The organism is Pelatocladus sp. (assembly GCF_059505505.1).
On record NZ_JCACKS010000219.1, the window covers coordinates 42,890 to 63,502 of the forward strand.

Annotated in this window: 17 protein-coding genes and 1 tRNA gene; 6 read left to right on the forward strand and 12 right to left on the reverse strand. The window is 41.9% G+C overall.

The features are described 5' to 3' along the window. Positions 1-955 precede the first annotated feature (955 nt). The gene (locus AC5JMK_RS19870) at positions 956-3,409 is read right to left on the reverse strand and encodes an ATP-dependent Clp protease ATP-binding subunit (RefSeq protein WP_495910866.1); all 2,454 of its coding nucleotides are present in this window, start codon (positions 3,407-3,409) and stop codon (positions 956-958) included. A 280-nt stretch (positions 3,410-3,689) separates the two neighbouring features. Between AC5JMK_RS19870 and AC5JMK_RS19875 the strand changes: the two genes are divergently transcribed. Next, a complete protein-coding gene (locus tag AC5JMK_RS19875; RefSeq protein WP_096673840.1) occupies positions 3,690-3,971 on the forward strand; it encodes a DUF3288 family protein in 282 nt (93 codons plus the stop codon). 38 nt (positions 3,972-4,009) lie between these two features. Here the strand turns inward: AC5JMK_RS19875 and AC5JMK_RS19880 are convergent, their stop codons facing one another. After that, positions 4,010-5,503 carry an MlaD family protein gene (locus AC5JMK_RS19880; protein ID WP_495910867.1) on the reverse strand — a complete coding sequence of 498 codons (1,494 nt, stop codon included), beginning with the start codon at positions 5,501-5,503 and terminating at the stop codon, positions 4,010-4,012. A 178-nt stretch (positions 5,504-5,681) separates the two neighbouring features. Beyond that, entirely contained in the window at positions 5,682-6,470 is a 789-nt protein-coding gene (locus AC5JMK_RS19885) for an ABC transporter ATP-binding protein (RefSeq protein WP_096673831.1), read from the reverse strand. A 69-nt stretch (positions 6,471-6,539) separates the two neighbouring features. On the opposite strand from AC5JMK_RS19885, the gene AC5JMK_RS19890 reads away from it, so the two are divergent. From AC5JMK_RS19890 to AC5JMK_RS19900, 3 genes are all read left to right on the forward strand, one after another. Then, a complete protein-coding gene (locus tag AC5JMK_RS19890) occupies positions 6,540-8,048 on the forward strand; it encodes a phytoene desaturase family protein (protein ID WP_096673828.1) in 1,509 nt (502 codons plus the stop codon). A 170-nt stretch (positions 8,049-8,218) separates the two neighbouring features. Further along, positions 8,219-9,148, forward strand: coding sequence for a TIGR04168 family protein (locus AC5JMK_RS19895; protein ID WP_495910868.1), 930 nt, complete (start codon positions 8,219-8,221; stop codon positions 9,146-9,148). A 73-nt stretch (positions 9,149-9,221) separates the two neighbouring features. Further along, a tRNA-Ser gene (locus AC5JMK_RS19900) sits at positions 9,222-9,306 on the forward strand. 182 nt (positions 9,307-9,488) lie between these two features. Here AC5JMK_RS19900 and AC5JMK_RS19905 read toward each other — a convergent pair. Genes AC5JMK_RS19905 through AC5JMK_RS19915 form a run of 3 tightly spaced genes read right to left on the reverse strand, consistent with a single transcriptional unit; the run spans position 9,489 to position 11,153 of the window. Continuing rightward, positions 9,489-10,199: an actin-binding WH2 domain-containing protein gene (locus AC5JMK_RS19905; RefSeq protein ID WP_096673826.1), complete on the reverse strand. Its 711-nt coding sequence runs from the start codon at positions 10,197-10,199 to the stop codon at positions 9,489-9,491. A gap of 31 nt (positions 10,200-10,230) precedes the next feature. Further along, complete coding sequence (locus AC5JMK_RS19910; RefSeq protein ID WP_495910869.1) at positions 10,231-10,908, reverse strand: phosphatase PAP2 family protein; 678 nt, start codon at positions 10,906-10,908, stop codon at positions 10,231-10,233. Positions 10,909-10,940: 32 nt separating this feature from the next. Next, positions 10,941-11,153, reverse strand: a complete 213-nt coding sequence (locus AC5JMK_RS19915; protein ID WP_096673824.1) for a helix-turn-helix domain-containing protein — start codon at positions 11,151-11,153, stop codon at positions 10,941-10,943. A gap of 199 nt (positions 11,154-11,352) precedes the next feature. On the opposite strand from AC5JMK_RS19915, the gene AC5JMK_RS19920 reads away from it, so the two are divergent. Further along, entirely contained in the window at positions 11,353-11,895 is a 543-nt protein-coding gene (locus tag AC5JMK_RS19920) for a hypothetical protein (RefSeq protein ID WP_495910870.1), read from the forward strand. Between the two features lie 259 nt (positions 11,896-12,154). On the opposite strand, the gene AC5JMK_RS19925 is transcribed toward AC5JMK_RS19920, so the two are convergent. Continuing rightward, positions 12,155-13,057, reverse strand: a complete 903-nt coding sequence (locus tag AC5JMK_RS19925; protein ID WP_495910871.1) for a S1 RNA-binding domain-containing protein — start codon at positions 13,055-13,057, stop codon at positions 12,155-12,157. A gap of 145 nt (positions 13,058-13,202) precedes the next feature. Continuing rightward, the gene (locus tag AC5JMK_RS19930; protein ID WP_096673820.1) at positions 13,203-13,949 is read right to left on the reverse strand and encodes a dienelactone hydrolase family protein; all 747 of its coding nucleotides are present in this window, start codon (positions 13,947-13,949) and stop codon (positions 13,203-13,205) included. 298 nt (positions 13,950-14,247) lie between these two features. Here AC5JMK_RS19930 and AC5JMK_RS19935 point away from each other — a divergent pair, with 298 nt between their 5' ends. Further along, positions 14,248-15,234, forward strand: a complete 987-nt coding sequence (locus AC5JMK_RS19935) for a GntR family transcriptional regulator (protein ID WP_026722870.1) — start codon at positions 14,248-14,250, stop codon at positions 15,232-15,234. Positions 15,235-15,387: 153 nt separating this feature from the next. On the opposite strand, the gene AC5JMK_RS19940 is transcribed toward AC5JMK_RS19935, so the two are convergent. The 4 genes from AC5JMK_RS19940 to tig all read right to left on the reverse strand — a co-directional run bounded on the left by AC5JMK_RS19940 (position 15,388) and on the right by tig (position 20,181). Next, entirely contained in the window at positions 15,388-16,299 is a 912-nt protein-coding gene (locus tag AC5JMK_RS19940) for an alpha/beta fold hydrolase (RefSeq protein ID WP_096673817.1), read from the reverse strand. A gap of 120 nt (positions 16,300-16,419) precedes the next feature. Beyond that, a complete protein-coding gene (gene clpX / locus AC5JMK_RS19945) occupies positions 16,420-17,760 on the reverse strand; it encodes an ATP-dependent protease ATP-binding subunit ClpX (RefSeq protein ID WP_096673814.1) in 1,341 nt (446 codons plus the stop codon). Positions 17,761-17,769: 9 nt separating this feature from the next. Continuing rightward, positions 17,770-18,465 carry an ATP-dependent Clp endopeptidase proteolytic subunit ClpP gene (gene clpP / locus AC5JMK_RS19950; protein WP_495910872.1) on the reverse strand — a complete coding sequence of 232 codons (696 nt, stop codon included), beginning with the start codon at positions 18,463-18,465 and terminating at the stop codon, positions 17,770-17,772. A gap of 273 nt (positions 18,466-18,738) precedes the next feature. Next, the gene (tig, locus tag AC5JMK_RS19955) at positions 18,739-20,181 is read right to left on the reverse strand and encodes a trigger factor (RefSeq protein ID WP_495910873.1); all 1,443 of its coding nucleotides are present in this window, start codon (positions 20,179-20,181) and stop codon (positions 18,739-18,741) included. Between the last annotated feature and the right edge of the window lie 432 nt (positions 20,182-20,613).

Consider the following 20,613-nt stretch of genomic DNA (forward strand, 5'->3'; position numbering starts at 1 on the left):
ACCGCAGGCAGAAGTCAAAAGTCAAAAGGCTTTTATTTTGAGCTTTATGGCTGTTTTGTAGACACTGAGCGGCTTCCCGCAGGGTATGGTAACTTTATTTGCGCCGTCATGTACTAGTTTGTACCTAAATAATAGATAGATTGCTATTAGATCAAAGTTTTTATTTTGCTGTTAACAAGATAATATATCTTTGGTCAATCTAAACTTACGATGAACATTAATAGAGGTTGCTCTGTAATTGATTATTCATATTTTATGAGATTTAACATTGATTTGTCTGCCATTACTGGTATCTTTTTTTAAAGTTTCTATAAAGATGAATATTTTTAATACAAAGTTATTATGAGGGCTTGACAGATTCCTGATCGTATTTTTACTGAATATATTTCAACAATAATCTGTTTTGTATTGCACTCAGAAAACTTTCTCCTTTTAGATCCCATATTCAGCACTTCAAAGTGAAACACGAAAATATTACAGCCGACAAAGAGACAAAAACTAGTACAATTACAACAAAAAAAATCTACTAATTAAATATTAAATAATCAGAATCACATCGAGAAGATTCTCCTGATAATATTGAGTTTATCTAAGCAGCAAAAAATATAAATTCAGCTTCTTGTTGATTCCTTTTATCTTATATTGAGCTTGCTCTGGATTCTCAAAATTCTCTTGTTTTATTTCTTTGAGTAACTTTTTAACCTTATCCTCTTCCCTTTTTATCTTTTTTTGTAGTTTCTCTAAATCAATTCTTTTTGTTTTTTAACTTTCTACAATTAACAATTAACCAAACTTGCTTTACTCACAAAAAAAACCCCAGTACCATGACTAGGGGTTCTTAAAATCACCATTTCACCCAATATTGCCAGAGGCTTATCAAAATCGCTCCTTTAGGCTACATAGGAGCGACAGTCTTTTTCAATAATGTTAGCGCAACAATGTGAATGTATAAATATTAGCCTACATTCGCCAACATGAACTCTCTGGTTTCTGATTTGTTGATTGTGACTTGTCCATCATCATCAACATCGACAATGGCTGTATCACCTTCACCAATTTGACCAGACAACAATGCTTCTGCTAGAGAATCTTCTAAAAGATTCATAATCGCCCGACGTAAGGGTCTAGCACCGTAGCTGGGGTTGTAACCTTCTTGAAGTACGCGCTCTTTGAAGCGATCGCTCACTTCTAAAGTGATACCTTTTTCCGTTAAACGGCCAGCAACTTCTTTGAGCATAATCTCAGCGATTTGCTTGACTTCTTCTTTCTTGAGTTGAGTGAAGACAATAATCTCATCAAGACGGTTGAGGAATTCTGGACGGAAATAGTTCTTCATTTCTTCGTTCACCAAGTTACGAATCCGGTTGTAACTTGCTTCGGCTTCGTCTTCGTTGAACTGGAAGCCTAAACCGCCACCACCTTTTTCGATCACTCGTGAACCAATATTAGAAGTCAAGATAATCAGAGTGTTCTTGAAGTCTACTTTACGACCTTTAGCATCAGTGAGATGACCGTCATCCAACATTTGCAGCAGCATATTGAATACATCGGGGTGTGCTTTCTCGATTTCGTCGAACAGCAACACTGTGTATGGTCTGCGTCGGACAGCTTCGGTCAATTGTCCACCTTCATCGTATCCGACAAAACCAGGAGGCGAACCAATCAGCTTGGAGACGGTGTGGCGTTCCATGAACTCTGACATATCCAGACGAATCATGGCTTCTTCAGAACCGAAGAAGTAAGCTGCTAAGGACTTAGCCAATTCTGTCTTACCAACTCCCGTAGGCCCAGAGAAAATAAAGCTAGCGATCGGTCGATTCGGATTCTTTAAGCCGACACGGGCGCGACGAATTGCACGGGATACAGCCGTAACTGCTTGCTCTTGACCAATAAGGCGCTGATGCAGGGTATCTTCTAAGTGCAGCAACATCTCAGACTCAGATTCAGTCAATTTGTTGACTGGTACGCCAGTCCAAGAGGCAACAATTTGAGCGATATCTTCTTCGTCAACGACGAGGGTATTGACAGATTTGTCAGTTTGTGAATCTGCCAATTGAGTTTCGAGTTCCAACTCGCGATCGCGCAATTCTCCAGCTTTGTCAAAATCTTGCGTTCTGACGGCTTCGTCTTTAATTTTAATAACAGCAGTCAATTGGCGCTTGATTTCGCGATTCGCACAAACCATCGAACTCCGCAGACGCACACGGCTACCAGCTTCATCAATCAAATCGATAGCTTTATCTGGTAAGAAGCGATCGCTAATATAACGATCAGATAAATTAGCGGCTGCAACCAATGCTTGGTCAGTAATTTCCACTCTATGGTGTTGTTCGTAAACTGAACGCAAGCCTTGGAGAATCTCAATTGTGTCTTCTACCGAAGGTTCACCAACCATAATCGGTTGGAAACGACGCTCTAGTGCAGCATCACGTTCGATATGCTGACGATACTCATCAAGGGTAGTTGCACCAATGCACTGGAGTTCACCCCTGGCTAATGCGGGTTTGAGTATATTAGCAGCATCCATGCCACCTTCTATACCACCAGCACCAACGAGGGTGTGAATTTCATCGATCACCAGGACGATATTACCCACAGTGCGGATTTCGTCCATGATTTTCTTCAAGCGTTCTTCAAAATCGCCACGGAAGCGAGTACCTGCTACGACTGACCCCATATCAAGACTGATAACTTGCTTGTCTTGCAAAATATCGGGGACATCTTGGTTGTGAATGCGTTGTGCTAAACCTTCAGCGATTGCAGTTTTACCAACTCCCGGTTCACCGATCAATACGGGGTTGTTTTTCGTGCGACGACCAAGAATCTGGATAGCACGCTCAATTTCTTTATCACGACCAACTACAGGGTCGAGCTTACCTTCTTGTGCTAATTTGGTCAGATTTCTCCCAAATTCTTCTAAACTTAAATTTTGTGTTCGTCTAGGACTGCTACTAGCACCTACAGTCGTCGGTGTGACTTCACCTAATATACGAATAACTGTGCTGCGGATATTGTTGAGGTCAACCCCCAAATTTTGTAGTACCTTGGCAGCAACTCCTTCCCCTGCCTCAGTTAATCCTAACAGTAAGTGTTCAGTACCAATATAGTTATGTCCTAAACCACGAGCTTCTTTAAATGATTGCTCGAATAAAGTTTTTACTTTCGGAGTAAAAGGAATTTCTGGTGGTAAATAGCCAGAACCCCGACCAATAATTCTTTCGACTTCGCGACGTGCTTCTTTGAGAGTAACGCCCAATTCAGTCAGCACTTTGGCAGCAACCCCATTTCCTTCTCCCAGCAAACCCAGGAGAATTTGTTCAGTTCCTACGAAGTTGTGACCCAGTCTTCTGGCTTCCTCCTGAGCGAGCATAACTACTTTAATAGCTTCGGAAGTGAAATGTTCAAACATAGCGGGTTTTGCTCCCTTGCTGCTTGGGCTTTGGGTAGAATCAATTTCACCCTCACCTGAACTTGTTGTCTACTTTTCTTAAAGACAATGTATCTTTATTTTAAGTTTAACGGCAGTGAGGAGAGCCGTAAGATTTTAGGTAGGGTAGCCGTCTTTTTGGGGATAGGGGATTGGGGATAGCGGATTAGGGATTGGGGATTGGGGACAAGGGGGAATTATTTACCAAGTCTCTTCCCAATGACCAATGACGAATGACCAATGACAACTAAAGTAAATATTTATGAACAAAGATCAACAACATCCTTTATATAATCGCGATCGCTCGATTGTGGAAAGTTTACTAGCTGGTGAGGCGACAGAGTACAATTTGGCAGAATTAGCTAGATTGCGAATTCGTTATAACGGCTTTCCCGGTGCAAGAGACATTCAAAGCGACTTGGATAAAATACTACAACAGTGGGGTCTCACTGAAGCAAAGCTATTTGACAAAACTCGCGCTATTCACGCTGTTGGTGGAATTTATCAAAGTCGCTCTAAAAAAGATGAGCAAGATTGGAATTAGTCATTGGGGAGTGGGGACTTGGGTATTAACATTTACATTTATTGTCCCTCGTGTTCCCCATATCTTCCTTCTCCTCTTTCTCCTCCTTGCCCCCGATCTCCGATCCCTGACCCCCTATTTTTACTATATTCACGTAATTTATGCAATAGTTTTTCTTGAGATTCTGAGGTACTAAACTCAATTGCTGTTGGTTGAATTTCTTTGCTTGCACTCATCAGTGTTGTGGGTGAAAGATTAAACTCAATATTTGGTTGATTTTTGTTTTTGTGCTGATTTTTGTTTGTTGTTAATGTTGTTGCTTTGGGATTTTTTACGGCTGTTTTGACTGCATCGAGTGTAGATGCAACTTCAATTTGTTGCTCTATTTGTTGAGTGGAAGACAGTAATTTACCTAAACCATTTACTAGCTGCTTGACATTTTCTCGAAAAGCTGGATCACCAGTCAATTCATCTAAATCAGATGTGATTTTTTCGACGTTTTCAAATGTTACTCTGGCAGAATCTAGAGTTTGTTGCAGCACCAAAATATTATTAGGATTGTTAAGCGCTTGGCTAGCATCCCGCAAATTAGCTGAGGCTTGTGCTGCATTTGCAGATAGTGTTTCTAAATTTTGAACTAACTCTCCTTGCGTCAAGCGATTGAGAGTTGGTGATAAGCTACTAACTGTAGTTCTGAGTTCCGTTGTAGTTGCAGTAATATTATTTAAAGTGCCAACCAGTGAAGAACGATTACTTGTGAGCAGGGTATCCAGATTTTTGATCAGTTGACTTGCTTGATTTGCTGTGAGGCTGAGATCCTTTGCTGTGGTACTAAAGGCACTAGCTGTATCACTAAATTGACTAGTTGTTTTAGTAGCAGATGCGGTGATTTTATCGGCTGCATTTGCCACTGAATTTGTAGCAGTTGACAAACCACTTAGTTGTTTTTGCGTACTTTTTGTCAAGTTGGAAAGATCGCGGCTAAGAACAACTACTTGACCAGCTGCTTTTGAAGCATTTACTAATGTATTGTTGAGATTATCGTAGATTTGAGGCTGAGTATAAAGATTGGCAAAAACAGTACTACTACGAATTAACTCATCCAAACTAATACCAATTTGACCTTTTAACCGTGAACCATTACAAACGATGAGACTCGGATCGCAATCTTTATCTAATGGTTTAGCAATCGTACCACTTGGTAATGGTGATTTAGGTGTAATGTCAATAATGCTTTCGTTAATCAGACCGGATTGATTAGCTTCTACTTTGACATCACGGGGGATAATCAGGTTAGGATTGGCAATTTCGATTTCTACTTCTACATTGTTCGGTCTTGGTCGGATTGAAGAAATATTGCCGACTTTGACGCCACGAAAGCGAACAACAGCTCCTTTTTGCATCCCACCAGCATTAGCAAATTCAACAAAAGCTTTGTATGAACTCGCAGCAGCAGTAAATCTTGTTAACCAGAGGATAATTATTCCAAACACACCCACTCCAACGAGGAGTAGTAAACCCACAGAACCTTCTCGAAAAGTGCGCGATCGCATTTTTTATCCTCCTTCTCAGATTTTTAGATTTTAGATTAGGTTGTGGTTTGTTGGTTGTTATTAGTCATTAGTCATTGGTCATTGGTCATTGGGAAGAGACTTGGTAAATAATTCCCCCTTGTCCCCCTTGTCCCCCATGTCCCCCATGTCCCCCATGTCCTCCTTGTCCCCGCTCCTCTCATCCTGCGACTTGAATTGGTCCAGATATACTTCCACTCATAAATTGTCTGATTAAAGGATTATCTGTGTGGTCTAGTTCACTGACTGTACCTTGCCACTGTACTGTACCGTGATAGAGAAATATTAGCCTATCTGCTGTTCTGCGGATGGTGCTTTCTTGGTGAGTGACAATTGCGTAGGTGCTACAGACTCCTTGTGTTGATCGCAATTGTCGGATTAAATCTTCGATTACTGTTGAGGCGATGGGGTCGAGTCCAGCCGTGGGTTCATCGTATAGTAAAACCTCTGGTCCTTCTTTGGTATTTTCCGGGTTAGACATAATTGCACGAGCAAAACTTACCCGTTTTCGCATCCCTCCAGATAGTTCCGCAGGATAGCGATCGCTTATTCCTGGTAAACCCACCATCTCTAATTTTTCCTCAACTAGTTCATGAACGCGCGATCGCGGCAATTTTGAGTTTTGATAGAGAAAGAACCCAACATTTTCATCTACTGTTAGTGAATCAAATAATGCCGCCTGTTGAAACACCATACCAATACCTACTGGATCGGCTGCATCTTCAATCAATCCTTCTCGGCGCACACCTTGCACAATAATTTCTCCAGCATCAGGAGCAATTAAACCCGCAATTATACGTAGAATTGTTGATTTACCAGTACCACTAGGCCCAATTACTCCTAATGCTTCTCCCCGATAGATCCTCAAATCCACGTTATCTAATACTTTATTATCACCAAAGGATTTAGAAATACCTTTTAGTTCGATTAATGGTTCGTCATTAGTCATTGGTCAATAATCAAGGGTGATTGGTCATTTGTTATTAGTATTAGACAAGAGACAAAGGACAAATGACAAATGACAAAAGACAAATATGATGTCATCGTCATAGGTAGCGGTATTGGTGGGTTGTGTGCTGCGGCCTTACTTGCGCGTTATGGTAAACGCGTCATTGTCTGCGAAAGTCACACACTTGCTGGTGGTGCTGCTCATAATTTTAGACGTCGGGGATTTGAGTTTGATTCTGGCCCTTCATTTTACTGTGGTTTAACCGACATCCAGAGTTTGAATCCTCTCAAACAAGTTCTAGATGCAATTGGCGAATCTGTTGCAGCCATACGCTATGACCCATTAGGACATTACCATTTTCCCGAAGGGACTTTGGCAGTTTATAGTGATGGCGATCGCTATCGTGATGAAGTAGCTAAAATTACTCCTGTCGGTGCAAAGGAATTAGAAAATTTTGAACGCCGCCTCTTGCCTTTGTATGATGCGATGAAGGGTATTCCGACTCTGGCGCTCAGAGCAGATTGGCAATTACTTCCTCTGCTGCTGGGGCGTTATTTATCATCTATGTTAAAAATGTTACCCAATCTCTTACTTGTTCAGGCTTCTGTGGGTAGCGTGATGGATGCTACTGTCAGAGATCCTTGGGTCAGACGATTGATTGACCTGGAATGTTTTTTATTATCAGGTTTAAAAGCACACGGGACAATTGCACCAGAAGTAGCTTTTATGTTGGGTGAACGTACTCGTGCTGGTGTTGAGTATCCTGTGGGTGGAAGTGGGGCGATTGTCAATGCTTTAGTGCGGGGGCTAGAACGGTGGGGTGGTAAGTTGCTGTTGGGGTGTCATGTCGAGCAAATTTTGGTGGAAGCAGGAAAAGTTGTAGGTGTACGGTTGCGATCGCAATCTATCCTGCAAGCACCTATAGTAATTTCTAATGCCAGTATTTGGGATACCTATACTCAATTATTAGATTCTGATGACTTACCCCCATCTGATCGCCGAGCAGCTTTGGCTACACCCACAGTCGAAAGTTTTATGCATTTACATTTAGGGATTCGTGCCGATGGTTTAGAAAATTTAACGGGACATCATGTAGTAGTTCACGACGCCAATAAAGATATCATCACACCAGGGAATACTTGCATGATATCAATTCCTAGCGTTTGGGATGCAAAACTTGCGCCTGAAGGACACCATGTAGTCCATGCTTACACCCTAGAGCCTCATACCGGATGGGAACGCAACGATGGGTATGAACACAAGAAACAGGAAAAAGCAGAAACTTTGTATCGCGCCTTAGAGAAAATTATCCCAGATATTAAGGAGCGTGTGGTTTTAGAACTGATTGGTACGCCTCTAACTCATGGTTATTATTTACGAAGATATCAGGGAACCTACGGTCCTGCGATCGCAGCAGGTAAGGGTATGTTTCCGGGAACCCACACACCCATACAGGGTTTGTATCGTGTAGGTGATAGTACTATGCCAGGAATTGGTGTACCTGCGGTAGCAGCGTCTGGGATTTTATGCGCGAATACGTTGGTGGGAGTAAAGCAAATGCAAAAATTGTTGGGATGATAATCATACTGAGGGGAAGGGGAAGCCGATGGCAGCCTCTTCCCCTTCCTCTTATAGAGTTATTAGTTGTCAGTGAACAATTATCAGGTGAAATCATAAGACAATTTTGGGAGTTATGCCAAAATCGTTATAGATTGCCTATCCTGGAAGCATATGGCAAGGAAAGTGGCATGACCAGTCAGACAACTAGTTTAAAAACTTTGAAAATCGCTGTAGTTGGAGATGTTCACGATCAATGGGAAGTGGAGGATGGGAATGCACTCAAGCATCTTGGTGTTGACTTAGTGCTGTTTGTCGGAGATTTTGGTAATGAGTCGGTAGAAGTGGTCAGAGCGATCGCATCCCTTGATATTCCCAAGGCAGCAGTGATGGGAAACCACGATGCATGGTACACTGCCACAGAATGGGGACGAAAAAAGTGTCCCTACGACCGTTCTAAAGAAGATTGGGTACAGGAACAGCTAAATTTATTAGGTGAAGCCCATGTTGGTTATAGGAAACTAGATATTCCTGCTTTTAACTTGACAGTGGTGGGGGGACGCCCCTTTACTTGGGGTGGGCCGGAGTGGCGATTTGCTGACATCTGCAAAGAACGCTATGGTGTCACCGATCTCGATGAGTCCGCCGTCAGGATTTTTGCAGCAGTCAAAAAGGCTGCTTATGAGACAATTATTTTTTTAGGTCACAATGGACCTTCTGGGTTAGGCGATCGCCCAGAAGACCCCTGTGGTAAAGATTGGCACCCTATCGGCGGTGATTTTGGCGATCCTGATTTAGCTGAGGCGATATCTCTAACTCTCACTGCTGGTAAAATGGTTCCTCTGGTGACATTTGGTCATATGCACCAGACGTTACGACACACGAAGAAAGTGTTGCGAAAGCGCGTGTTTACCAGTCCAGAGGGGACAGTTTACTTAAATGCGGCAAGTGTACCGAGAATTGTGGATAGTGATGGTCAAAAACTGCGGAATTTTTCGATTGTGCTGCTAGAAGATGGAGTAGTTTCCCAAGCCTCTAGTATCTGGGTTGCTAATGGCTATAAAGTAGCTTCTGAGGAAATTTTGTATGAAAAATCCCGTTCAGTAGTGCAAACTGCATGAATTTGAGTTATGATTACTTACTGGTCAGCTTTTTTAGCTGACGGCTGACGAATAGAGTTCGGCAGCTTTTTTTGGAGAGGTGGCAGAGTGGTCGAATGCGCTCGACTTGAAATCGAGTGATGTGAAAGCATCCGTGGGTTCGAATCCCACCCTCTCCGCTTAACAATTAAAAATTAAAAGTTGCGAGCTTGTGCTTATTCTACCCCTGTTTGTCATCAAGAAACTGGCACAATTTGACTATGCGAATTGAGAAACGAAAAGTGCGATCGCAAATGTCTTTTTTCACAAATGAAAATTGATTAAAATCAAATACAGTAGGGTAGATGCATTACCACTGTGTTTAACGAAAACCCAATATTTCTGAAATCGCCGCGATAATATCGAGATAAATACTACCACCTCGTACCGACCGAAACAATTCAAAATTAGCTTTAGGATCACCAAAAAAAGGTCTGAGAGTCCATCCTAGCTGCATACCAACAAAGGCATAAAGCAACAACCAGGATCTTAAAATAGTAGTGCGAGTTCCTTTACCAACCTCATCTTGTTGGGAAAGTAACTGCATTCCTTCATAAAGAAATTTAACACCAAAAGAGCCTGTAATCACAAAAATGAACACATTCAAAAGTTTAAAAAATTGGTAAGAATCGGGAGCTGTGATTAGGAAAAATAGTGTGACTGGAGCCAAACTAAAAAGCAGAACACTAATCACAGACATAGCTGTGAGCAAGACTACCAAATGCTGTTGAATAGTACTACGAGAACCAAATAAAACATTAAAAAAGTACAAAGTTGGTAGACAAATAATTAGCGTTAATAAGTATAAGATTGGCAATTTGATAGCAGCAGATAATGCTTGCATCCAACTATGAGATGCACCAATAATCGCACCATAAAGAGCAAAGAAAATTGAACTAGTAATGAGCAGAGAACTAGCTTTGGTTTCTAATCTCGTTCTTTGACGAATTTCTTCTAGAAAAGCTTGGCGATCGCGCAATAAGCTAATCTGCACCGCAAAGTATTTTTTTCCCTGAAATTGCCGTATAGTCATGCTATCCTCACACTTTTATTGGTTGCTGATTTTACTCATTTGATGTTGAACGTCTACCCGACTTCCTGTATATTCGCCACGTTTCCAAACTCAGTATACAAGTCATCAACCAGACTACACCCGCCGCGTAACCAGCGATCACATCAGTCGGCCAGTGTACGCCAAGATAAAGCCGACTAAAACCAATTGCTATAATTAAGATCATGGTGAATGTAAAAATCCATGCTCGCCAACGACGATATCGCTTTGCGATTAAATAGCCAATGAAACCATAAATTACTAATGAAATCATCGCATGACCGCTAGGAAAGCTGTATTGACCGACGTCAACGATACGATTCCACAATTGCGGGCGTACTCTACCAAATAACACTTTTATTAAATAATTTAAGCCGATCGCACCAACTGCGGCAATACCCAAAGTAGTTGCTTGCGAACGACGGTGAATATAGAGTAATCTGATTGCTATTCCCAAACAAATCAGCAGCAAAAATACTGGTTCACCCAAAAAAGTGATACCCAGCATTACGCGATCGCCTATGGGTGTATGCATCTGCCGAATTGCTAGTAAAATGCTTTGGTCGAACCTTTGAGTTTCTTGTTCGAGAACTTCGTCGGCGATTTGAGCAAATACCCACAACGCTAGGGCTGAAAGTAACAGTCCCATTAACCGAATGCTAAATATTAAGGAAAAAATCCGCGATCGCATCTAGTACCAGTTTTGTTGTATAGTAACTTTTCCTACTCTTCTACTACTTCAACTAAGTCTTCAATCATCACATCTAATGCACGCGCCATTTTCAAAATTGAGGTAAAATCTACCATTGCTAGCCCTCGCGATCGCGCGTAGGCTCTGACTGAACTATAGGCTACTCCCGAATAGTCAGAGACATCCTTGAGCGTCCAACCTTTTTCACCTGCAAATTCCCTAATCCGTAGCCTAATTAGCCCCATTTTTTCTCTTGACAAACGATGAGATTATATCGTTTAATTATTACACTTTAAATTAAAAAACGATCTCCCCCCGGCGTAGGAAACTGAAGGGCGATCGCTTTTCCATTAAATTAAATCTCTTCTTCAAACAGATACACCATCCGTAACAAGTTATCCGCCAAGGAATTTGGATGTATCCATCTCAAAAGGATTTGTCTATATGTTATCATTAACCACACCAAAAGCGATTGTCATCCGTGAGTCAAAAATTGTCCACAAGTCAAGAACCATCAACCCATTAGCCAGATTTGTCACCGAAGAAGCTGTTTGCTTGATGTTGAATATCAAGCCAGAAAATATTTATGTAGTAGAATGCTGGCGCTATATGGTTTACGTTCATGGTAAGGGTGTGAGTAAGTTTGTGAGTTATGCAGATTTTCCGCCAATTCTGGGAGTCCGCCCACCAACCCAAGCAGAAACAGCCAAATGGCGCAGGCGTTGGCGAAAAAATTTCAACCCTGAATATAGAAAGCAAGCACCTCAATGGTGGGCAAAGTTTTTTGCAGGTGAAGCTTCCCAAGCCCCTTCAGAACCTACGTTGAAAAGTTGGAGTGATTTAGTAGAGTCAATTAAATTTGCATTTAATCAAGAAAGCTGGGAAATACTCCAAAAAAATTTGTTAAGTAAGTGGGTCAAATTAAATATAAAACCTCACCCTCAATCCCTCTCCTTAGTAAGGAGAGGGAAGCCGGAGGCAGGGTGAGGTTTTATTTTATCTTTAATTACACCTACCTACTTAGTTAAAAAACAACCACTAACCACTAACTCCTAACCACCAGATCTTTCAAGGTGTAAATTTAGAAAATGAAAATTTCTTGGTGTCTTAGTGTTTTGGTGTTGAAAAAAATTACTTTTTCAACACCAAAATACAGAGACACAAAGAGAAAATATATTTTCTTAACTTAAGATAATGGTTCTTTTTCTATCCACCTTGAAAGGACTACCGCTAACCACTAACCAAACTATTCAGTAATTTTTTTCCTGGCTCTTTCTGCACGTGCTTCAGCACTTGCCATGACTTCATCCATGTTTTCTAACATTTCCCCAGGGAAGTTTTCTAAGACTCTAGTGGAAAGAGCAACCCGATTTTTTCCTTCATCTAAGTCAATAATTACGGCTTTGATTGACTGACCGACTTGGAATACTTTTTCGAGATTGTCAATAAATTTCTGAGTAATCTGCTTGATGTGAAGTAAAGCGCTAACGCCATCTATATCTACAAATACACCAAAGGGTCTGATACCACTAATTTTCCCTTCTACTAACTGACCTAGTTCAAAAGTACTGAAGCTAGCAGAACGAGTTGCCAAACGCTGGGAAAGTATAAGTTTTTTATTATTGCGATCAATTTCTAAAAAACTAACAGTCAGAGTTTGTCCTTTGAGGGATTCTAAATTATTACGTTCTAGCAGGTGCGATCGCGGAATAAATCCCCGTAAACCCAGAATATCAACAGTAACACCGCCTTTATTAACATTGAATACCCGGACTTCCACTGTCTGAGAATTATCACGCATTTGGGCTAGTCGTTCCCAAATATGTTTAATTTCTAATTGTCGCCGCGAAAGTGTAACTTGGCCTTCTGCGTCTTGATCGCGAATGATTAAAAATTCTAATTCCTCATTGAGTGGCAGTACCTCTGACAAATCTGTTACATTTCTCAAAGCAGCCTCTTCACGAGGAATAAAGGCAGACGATTTACCACCAATGTCTACATAAGCGCCATCTGGGTCTAACTGGAACACTTTCCCATGTACTACCTGTCCTTTTTGAAACTGGTAATCATGTTTTTCCAGCGCTTTAGCAAAATCGTCCATTGAAAAAGATGAATTGGCTTTTTGAGAAAGTTTAGTTTCAGAATTCATGAGTTGTGCAGACAAATTGTTAATTAGTCAATAGTCCAGAGTCCATAGTCAATAGTTCAGAGTTTTTAATGACCCTTGACCATTGAACGCCACGTGCTACAACGCGGGGAACCCGCGCAACGCAGTGGCTCCCCTTAACCATTGACTATTGTTGTAGCTGTTGTGCAAACAGTTGTTTTACCTGTTCCCAAGCATCAGCCGCAGCTATTGGATTATAGCTGGCACGTTGGTCACAGAAAAATCCGTGATCAGCTCCATCGTAGCGAAACACGCGATGAGGAATTTTATATTTTTCTAACTCTGCTTCTATTTGGTTTACCTGTTTAGTAGGAATACTGGCGTCTTCCATACCAAAGAAAGCGTAGAGAGTTCCTGGAATATCTTTTGTACGAGTGATAGTAGCATCGCCGCCTCCTGGTGTGGCGTTAGCAATACGTGCGCCGTAGAAGGAAGCAGTAGCTTTGATATCTGGGAGAGTAGCAGCAAGATAAGCAACATGGCCGCCAAAGCAGAAACCTATACAACCAAAACCATCTTGTTTTACTTGTGGTAGAGTTTTGAGGTAGTCAATCGTTCTTTGAATATCACTGAGTAGTTCTGATGCTTGGCTTTGTTCCCAAGCGTAGACTCTACCCACTTCTATATCTGCTGGTGTGTAACCTGTTTCAAAAGCAGGGGCGACACGTTCAAACAGCGCAGGGGCGATCGCTACATAACCTTCACGAGCAATACGTTCTGTAACATCGCGGATATGCGAGTTCACTCCAAAAATTTCTTGCAAGACTATAACTCCTGGATAAGAGCCTGGTTCTTGAGGCTGGGCTATGTAAGTAGCTATCTCGAAATCAGCTTGCGAAAGATTAACTTTTGCGGTGTCAATTGCTCGTACCATAACAATTTTTACCAGTACTATGTATGATTTAGATATATCTATAGATATACCTATGCAAATATCTCTAAACTATCCCAAATCAAATTATTAACTACTGGCAACGAATGTACTATAAATTTCCCTCAAATAATTTGAATCTATAAATAGAATATTTAACAAGTAAAATTTGTAGCTGGTTACAGAATGCTAATAATGCAGCGTGGTAAAAATTACTATGCAGTAAAACAGGGTAAAAAACAAAGTATATAAACCTTGTAGCCTTCTACCTTTTTGTACCAGCAACTTTGGAGGCTTGGTGATGATTCAGTTCCGTATTCAGCCAGACAGTGAAATTCCTGCATCAAATCAGCTGTTTAATCAAATCAGATTTGCGATCGCATCTCGCCAATATCCCCCTGGGTACAAGTTACCGAGTACACGGGCGCTGGCTATGCAAACTGGGCTGCATCGTAATACCATTAGCAAGGTTTACCGCCAACTCGAAGATGACGGACTCGTAGAAAGTCTTGCTGGTTCAGGTATTTACGTCCGCGCCCAAGGTCATGAAGGTGGTAGTAAACTGCAATCACCAATTCTCAAAGAAGATCCCGAAGCATACAAGGTTGTCCAACAAGCACTTGATGAGTTGCTGTCTCATGGCTGTTCACTCAACCAAGCACGAGAAATATTTCTCGCGGAAATTGACTGGCGCTTGCGTTGTAGTGCGCGGGTGTTGGTAGCGGTTCCTGCTGGTGACATTGGTGCAGGAGAATTGATGGTGTATGAATTAGAACAAAATCTCAAAATACCAGTACAGCTAGTCACAATGGAAGAATTGCCTGTTGTACTTGAGAAAACCTCCTCTGCTACAGTTGTTACCAGTCGATATTTTATCGGTGAAGTAGAAGTAATTGCAGCTCCGAAAGCAGTACGGGTGATTCCTCTGGATATCCAAGACTACGCCAAAGAGTTCAATATTTTGAAAAACCTTCCAAAAGACAGTTGTATTGGTATAGTCAGTCTAAGTTCTGGCTGGCTTCGAGCCGCAGAAGTTATTCTCCACGGTCTACGGGGAGATGAAATACTCGTAATGACTTCACAACCAAAAGATAGTTATAAACTTCAAGCAATGGTCAAGCGGGCGCAGGTAATTTTTAGCACAGACAAACCTAGTTTTGCTGCGGCACAAGTAGCTTTACACAACTGTGCTGAAGATATTATTCGTCCACCCAAACTCATGTGTGGTGAAAATTATATCGGTACTACATCGATTAATTTGCTCAAAAGAGAATTGGGTTTAAGTTAGTTAGTGGTTAGTGGTTAGTAGCAGATGACAAATGACTATTGACCATTAACTTGTCTAAGAGTTCATTTTAACCCTCGTAACAACAGAGCGATCGCCTACTTTCTCCACTTTGAGAAGCTTGGAAAACAGAGGCATTTTTATCTGGTAAGAGTGTTAACCATTAACCATTGATAAAAATTCTTGTACCCTTTTTAAGTAAGTTGGTGCATCTTCCAACATGGGGAAATGCGCTGTCTTGGGAATCATCACATATTCAATTGCTTGATTCAGTTTTGCTGCTTGACGTCCCATCTCAGCAGGAATAATTTTGTCATATTCTCCTGACACTAGCAGCGTCGGTACAATGATCTTAGTAAATTCCTGCGGCATTAACTCAGCAGCAGCTTTACTGACAGAAGTAAAAATTGTACCTAAAGCTGCATCATAATCAGCAACGAGAAAATCTTGTAAAAAAGCTCGCCTTTCTGGTGCTGGTATGGGGCGATGCAAAAATCGTGCAATGAACATCCTGTCTACTAACGGTATTTTTCCCAACCATTGAGGGCGGAATTTGACAACGTAGCCACCGAATTTATGAAAGGCTGTGAACGCTTTCTCGTCGTATTCAAAAATACCGCTACAGGTAAGAATTGCTTTTTCCACTCGTTCTGGATAGCGGTTGAGAAATAGAGTCGCGATGGAAGCGCCCATCGAATGAGCATGAATATAAGCGCGTTGAACCTGTAACGAATCTAACAACGCTGCTAAGTCATCCGCGTATTCTTCTAATTCATAAGTTAATTCTGTAACTGCTTGTGATTCTTCTGACGGCGAATCGGACTCAACAACGGCTTCACTAGCTTTAGTGACAGCAGTCGGCTTACCACGGGAACGCCCGAACCCGCGTAAATCATAAAGCAGACAATCGAATTTTTCAACCAATGTTGCGGCAGTACTTTGCCAGTATCGACCAGAACCAGCCCAACCATGCACAAAAATCATCACTGGTTTGGGTTGAGAAATAATGGATGGTTCTCGTATCCATTCGTAATAATGTTCTACGCCACGGATATTAATGTAAGGCATCTCCAGGAGGAGGTGGTGAGGAGTAGGGGGAAGTGGGGAAATTGGGAGATGAAGAGGGTTAGAACATTCTGTATATTCTGTCCCTGTGTCACCTTGTCGCCGTGTCCCCGGATTCTTAGTTTACGCTGATTCTGGCTTGGGTAGGGAAGAAGGATGCACTAATAGTTCAGCTGTGGAACGCTTCTCTACCATTTCCCGTGTGACAGTGCAGCGAGTCACGTCCTTACGGGACGGTAATTCATACATGACATCGAGCATTAGTTCTTCAACAATACCCCGCAGCGCCCTTGCACCAGTTTTGCGGCGATATGCTTCTTGGGCGATCGCTCGCAAAGCTTCTGCTTTAAAGTCCAGCTGAACGTTGTCCATTTTCAGTAGTTTCTGGTACTGCTTGACTAAGGCACTACGTGGTTGAGTCAAGATAGCCATCAACGCTTCTTCATCTAGTGGATCTACCACTGCTACCATTGGCACACGTCCAATAAATTCTGGAATCATGCCAAATTTAACTAAATCATCCGGTTCCAAATACCGCAAAGTATCTGCTGCGCGTTTTTCTTTCGTTTGACCTTCTCCTGGTTGCACAAAGCCTATTGACTTTTTGCCAGTTCTCTGATCTACAACTTTTTCTAAGCCAACAAAAGCACCGCCGCAGATGAACAAAATATTACTGGTGTCAATCTGGATACAGTCTTGATAGGGGTGCTTGCGTCCGCCTTGAGGAGGTACGTTAGCAACTGTTCCTTCCAGCATTTTCAGCAAAGCTTGCTGTACACCTTCACCAGACACATCCCTTGTAATCGAAGGGTTTTCACTCTTACGAGCAATTTTATCGATTTCGTCGATATAAATAATTCCCCGTTGCGCTTCTTCGACATCCAAATCTGCTACTTGCAGCAGTCGCAACAAAATATTTTCTACATCTTCGCCCACATACCCCGCTTCTGTCAGGGTAGTCGCGTCAGCAACAGCAAACGGCACATCCAGAATTTTGGCCAAAGTCTGAGCGAGCAGAGTTTTGCCACAACCAGTAGGGCCAATCAACAGAATATTGGACTTCTGTAGCTCAACAGGATCATCGGTTCCACTTTTGCCATTGTTTTTGGACTGAATGATCGCCAGTCGCTTATAGTGATTGTAAACGGCTACTGATAGTACTTTTTTGGCTTCGTCTTGCCCTATCACATGTTCGTCTAGATAATTCTTAATCTCTCGCGGTTTAGGGATTTGGTTTAACGAGAGATTGGAGGAGCGGACACGGCGTTTTTGAGGATCTTCTGATTTTTGTGTTGGTTGAGACGCCGCGCTATTTGTGTCGAGCAACTCCTCGTCTAGGATTTCATTACACAAGTCAACGCATTCATCGCAGATATAGACTCCCGGTCCAGCGATTAATTTACGCACCTGCTCCTGAGACTTACCACAAAACGAACATTTTAAATGGGAGTCGTACTTAGACATACCAGCCTCTTATTTCAGAATGGTGACGTTTTCCCCTGCTGCGGGAAGATTTTGCCTGGTGATGACCTGATCGATCAATCCATAATTTTTGGCCTCTTCAGCCGACATGAAAAAGTCCCGTTCAGTATCGGCTTCTATTCTTTCTAATGGTTGACCAGTATGGTGTGACAGTAACTGATTCAACTTTGCTTTAATGTAAAGAATTTCCCTTGCTTGAATTTCTATGTCAATTGCTTGACCTTGAGCACCACCAAGAGGTTGGTGAATCATAATCCGCGAATCAGGTAAAGACATACGTTTACCCGCAGTTCCGGCTGTTAGTAAAAATGCTCCCATGCTCGCGGCTAATCCAAAACAAATGGTCACAACATCTGGACGAATTTGTTGGATTGTATCATATATTGCCATGCCCGCATATACTGAGCCACCAGGAGAATTAATATATAGCTGAATATCTTTTTCTGAATCTTCAGCGTCTAGGAACAGCAACTGAGCAACTATCGAGTTAGCGATCGTATCGTCTATTGGCGTTCCCAAAAAAATAATTCGTTCTCGCAGTAGGCGGGAGTAGATATCAAAGGCTCGTTCTCCCATGCCAGATTGCTCTACCACCATCGGCACGATGTTACTCGGACCGTTTTGGGTGCGAATTTCAAATGGACTTAAACTGCTGATTGGGTAATTTCCCGACTGCGATACAAGCATACAGACAAATGTTTGACTTTAAATGTAACAGTAACAGTGGGCAAGACAGCATATGCTGCCTGTGATGAGCGAATGGTTTTTTTTTAGGTATGTGTTAACCATTATGCCTCATATAATTTCTTCTCGTGTGAATACAGGATGAATCTAGGTGAGAGAGGATCGGGGATTGAGGATAGGGAGAGGGGATAGGGATAGGGATTGATTGTTGAATTTTGTTAAGCATCCCTGATCCTAATTCCCAATCTCTGAATCCCCTATCTCTGCTCCCTAAATTTATTCTGCTTCTGTTGAGGCTTCCTCTGTGACTGCTGTAGCTTCAGCATCTATGGTGATGGTTTGTTCTTCGCTTTCGTCTGTTTCTTCTGTTGGAGATTCTTCTGCACTCAAAGAACCTTCGGGTAAGAGTTCAACTTTTGCATGTTCCAGCAGCCAGTCGATAGTTTTTTCGGTTAGCAGTTCGTCTTTGACATACTCTTGCAGTCGCTCTGGATCATAATCTTGCCCAGATAACTGTTCAGAGAGTTCTTCTATTCTGGTGGCGACCTCTTCATCAGTAACTTCGATAGACTCGCGTTTGCCGATTTCTTCAAGGGCTAGGGTGCGTTGGAGACGTTCGATCGCTTCATCACGAGAACGCTGACGTAATTGCGGAATAATATCGGCAGTAAAAAATTTCTTGACATCTAACCCTTGTTGTGCAAGACGCATAGCTGTTTGAGTAAGCATGTTATCGACTTCCCGATCAATCATTGTTTCTGGTAAGTCAATTTCTACATGCTGAAGCAGTTCATTCAACAAGGCTTCCTGCTTATTTCCTTTGGTTTTTTGTTCGGCTTCTTTTTGGAATCTCTCTTCCAGGGAAGTCCGTAATTCAGCTAAAGTCTCATGATCACTGATGTCTTTGGCGAAGTCATCATTCAACTCTGGCAGTTCTTTTTCTTTAATTTCTTTGAGAGTGACGGTGAAAATAGCTGGTTTTCCGGCTAAATCTTCATTGGTATAGGGATCGGGAAAAGTAGCAGAAATTTCTTTGGTTTCTGTGGGGTTCATTCCGAGGATGCCTGTGATAAAACCAGGAATAAATTTATCTTCCTGTAACTCTACCTGAAAATCAGTTGCTTCGCCGCCAGGTATTGCTTCCGGTTCGGCTGCTTCATCATCACCTTCAGTTTTGGCGATCACGCCTTTAAAGTCAACTACGGCAATATCGCCCAGTTGTGCTGGGCGTCCTTCTACAGGAATCAATGTTGCCATTTGTTGACGTTCATTTTCTAGAACTTGGTCTACTTTTTCGGGATCGTACTTGATTTCTTCTGCTTTGATTTCCAAATCAGTGTACTGAGTCAAGTTGACTTCTGGTGACACATCAACAGCAGCCGAAAAAGTCAAGGGTTTACCAGGTTCATAATTATTAATCAAGTCATCAAATGATGAACGTAATTGTGGTTGCCCGATCGCCTGGATATCTTCTTGTTTAACAGCTTCTGTAATGCCATCTTGAATAAGTTCTTCTAGCGCTGCTGCCTTGATTCGAGTTGTACCCAGGCGCTGTAGCAGTATCTGCCGTGGCACCTTGCCTTTACGAAACCCAGGAATGTTGGCAGAACGGCTTAAGTTTTGGATAACTTGTTCGTAGGTTTGCTTGGTTTTTTCTGGTGTAATCTCTATTTCCAGACCGATTTGACTGGAGGGGAGTTTTTCCTGGGTAACTTTCATGCTTTGTCTCTATTTGCTTTCTGCTAATATTTTTTTACTTCTTGCTTCTACACACAGACGTCACACTTCTCGTATGATGGGTTATTCCTAATTGGGAGGAAAATTACCCACAAGGCTTTGTCAGCTTGAAATCGAACCTGTGTTGATGAACAGAGATCCAGTTTACTGCTAATGCGAAAGCTCTTGACACTTTAGCGCAAATTAGTTTATGTATCTATGCCTCTATTACTCAAAGCCAATCAAAGCTAATACTAGTACTTAACCAAGAGTTTTAACCAACATAACTAGCAGCATGGTATCCTGGTTCTCAATCAGTTGTTGTTAGTGAACTGCGTACACCAGAAAACATGAAAAAGGGGGTTGGATATTGGAAATTAGTGATTTAATGGGAGTAAATTACTCCTGATCTCATTTTCCATCCCCACGATCAGT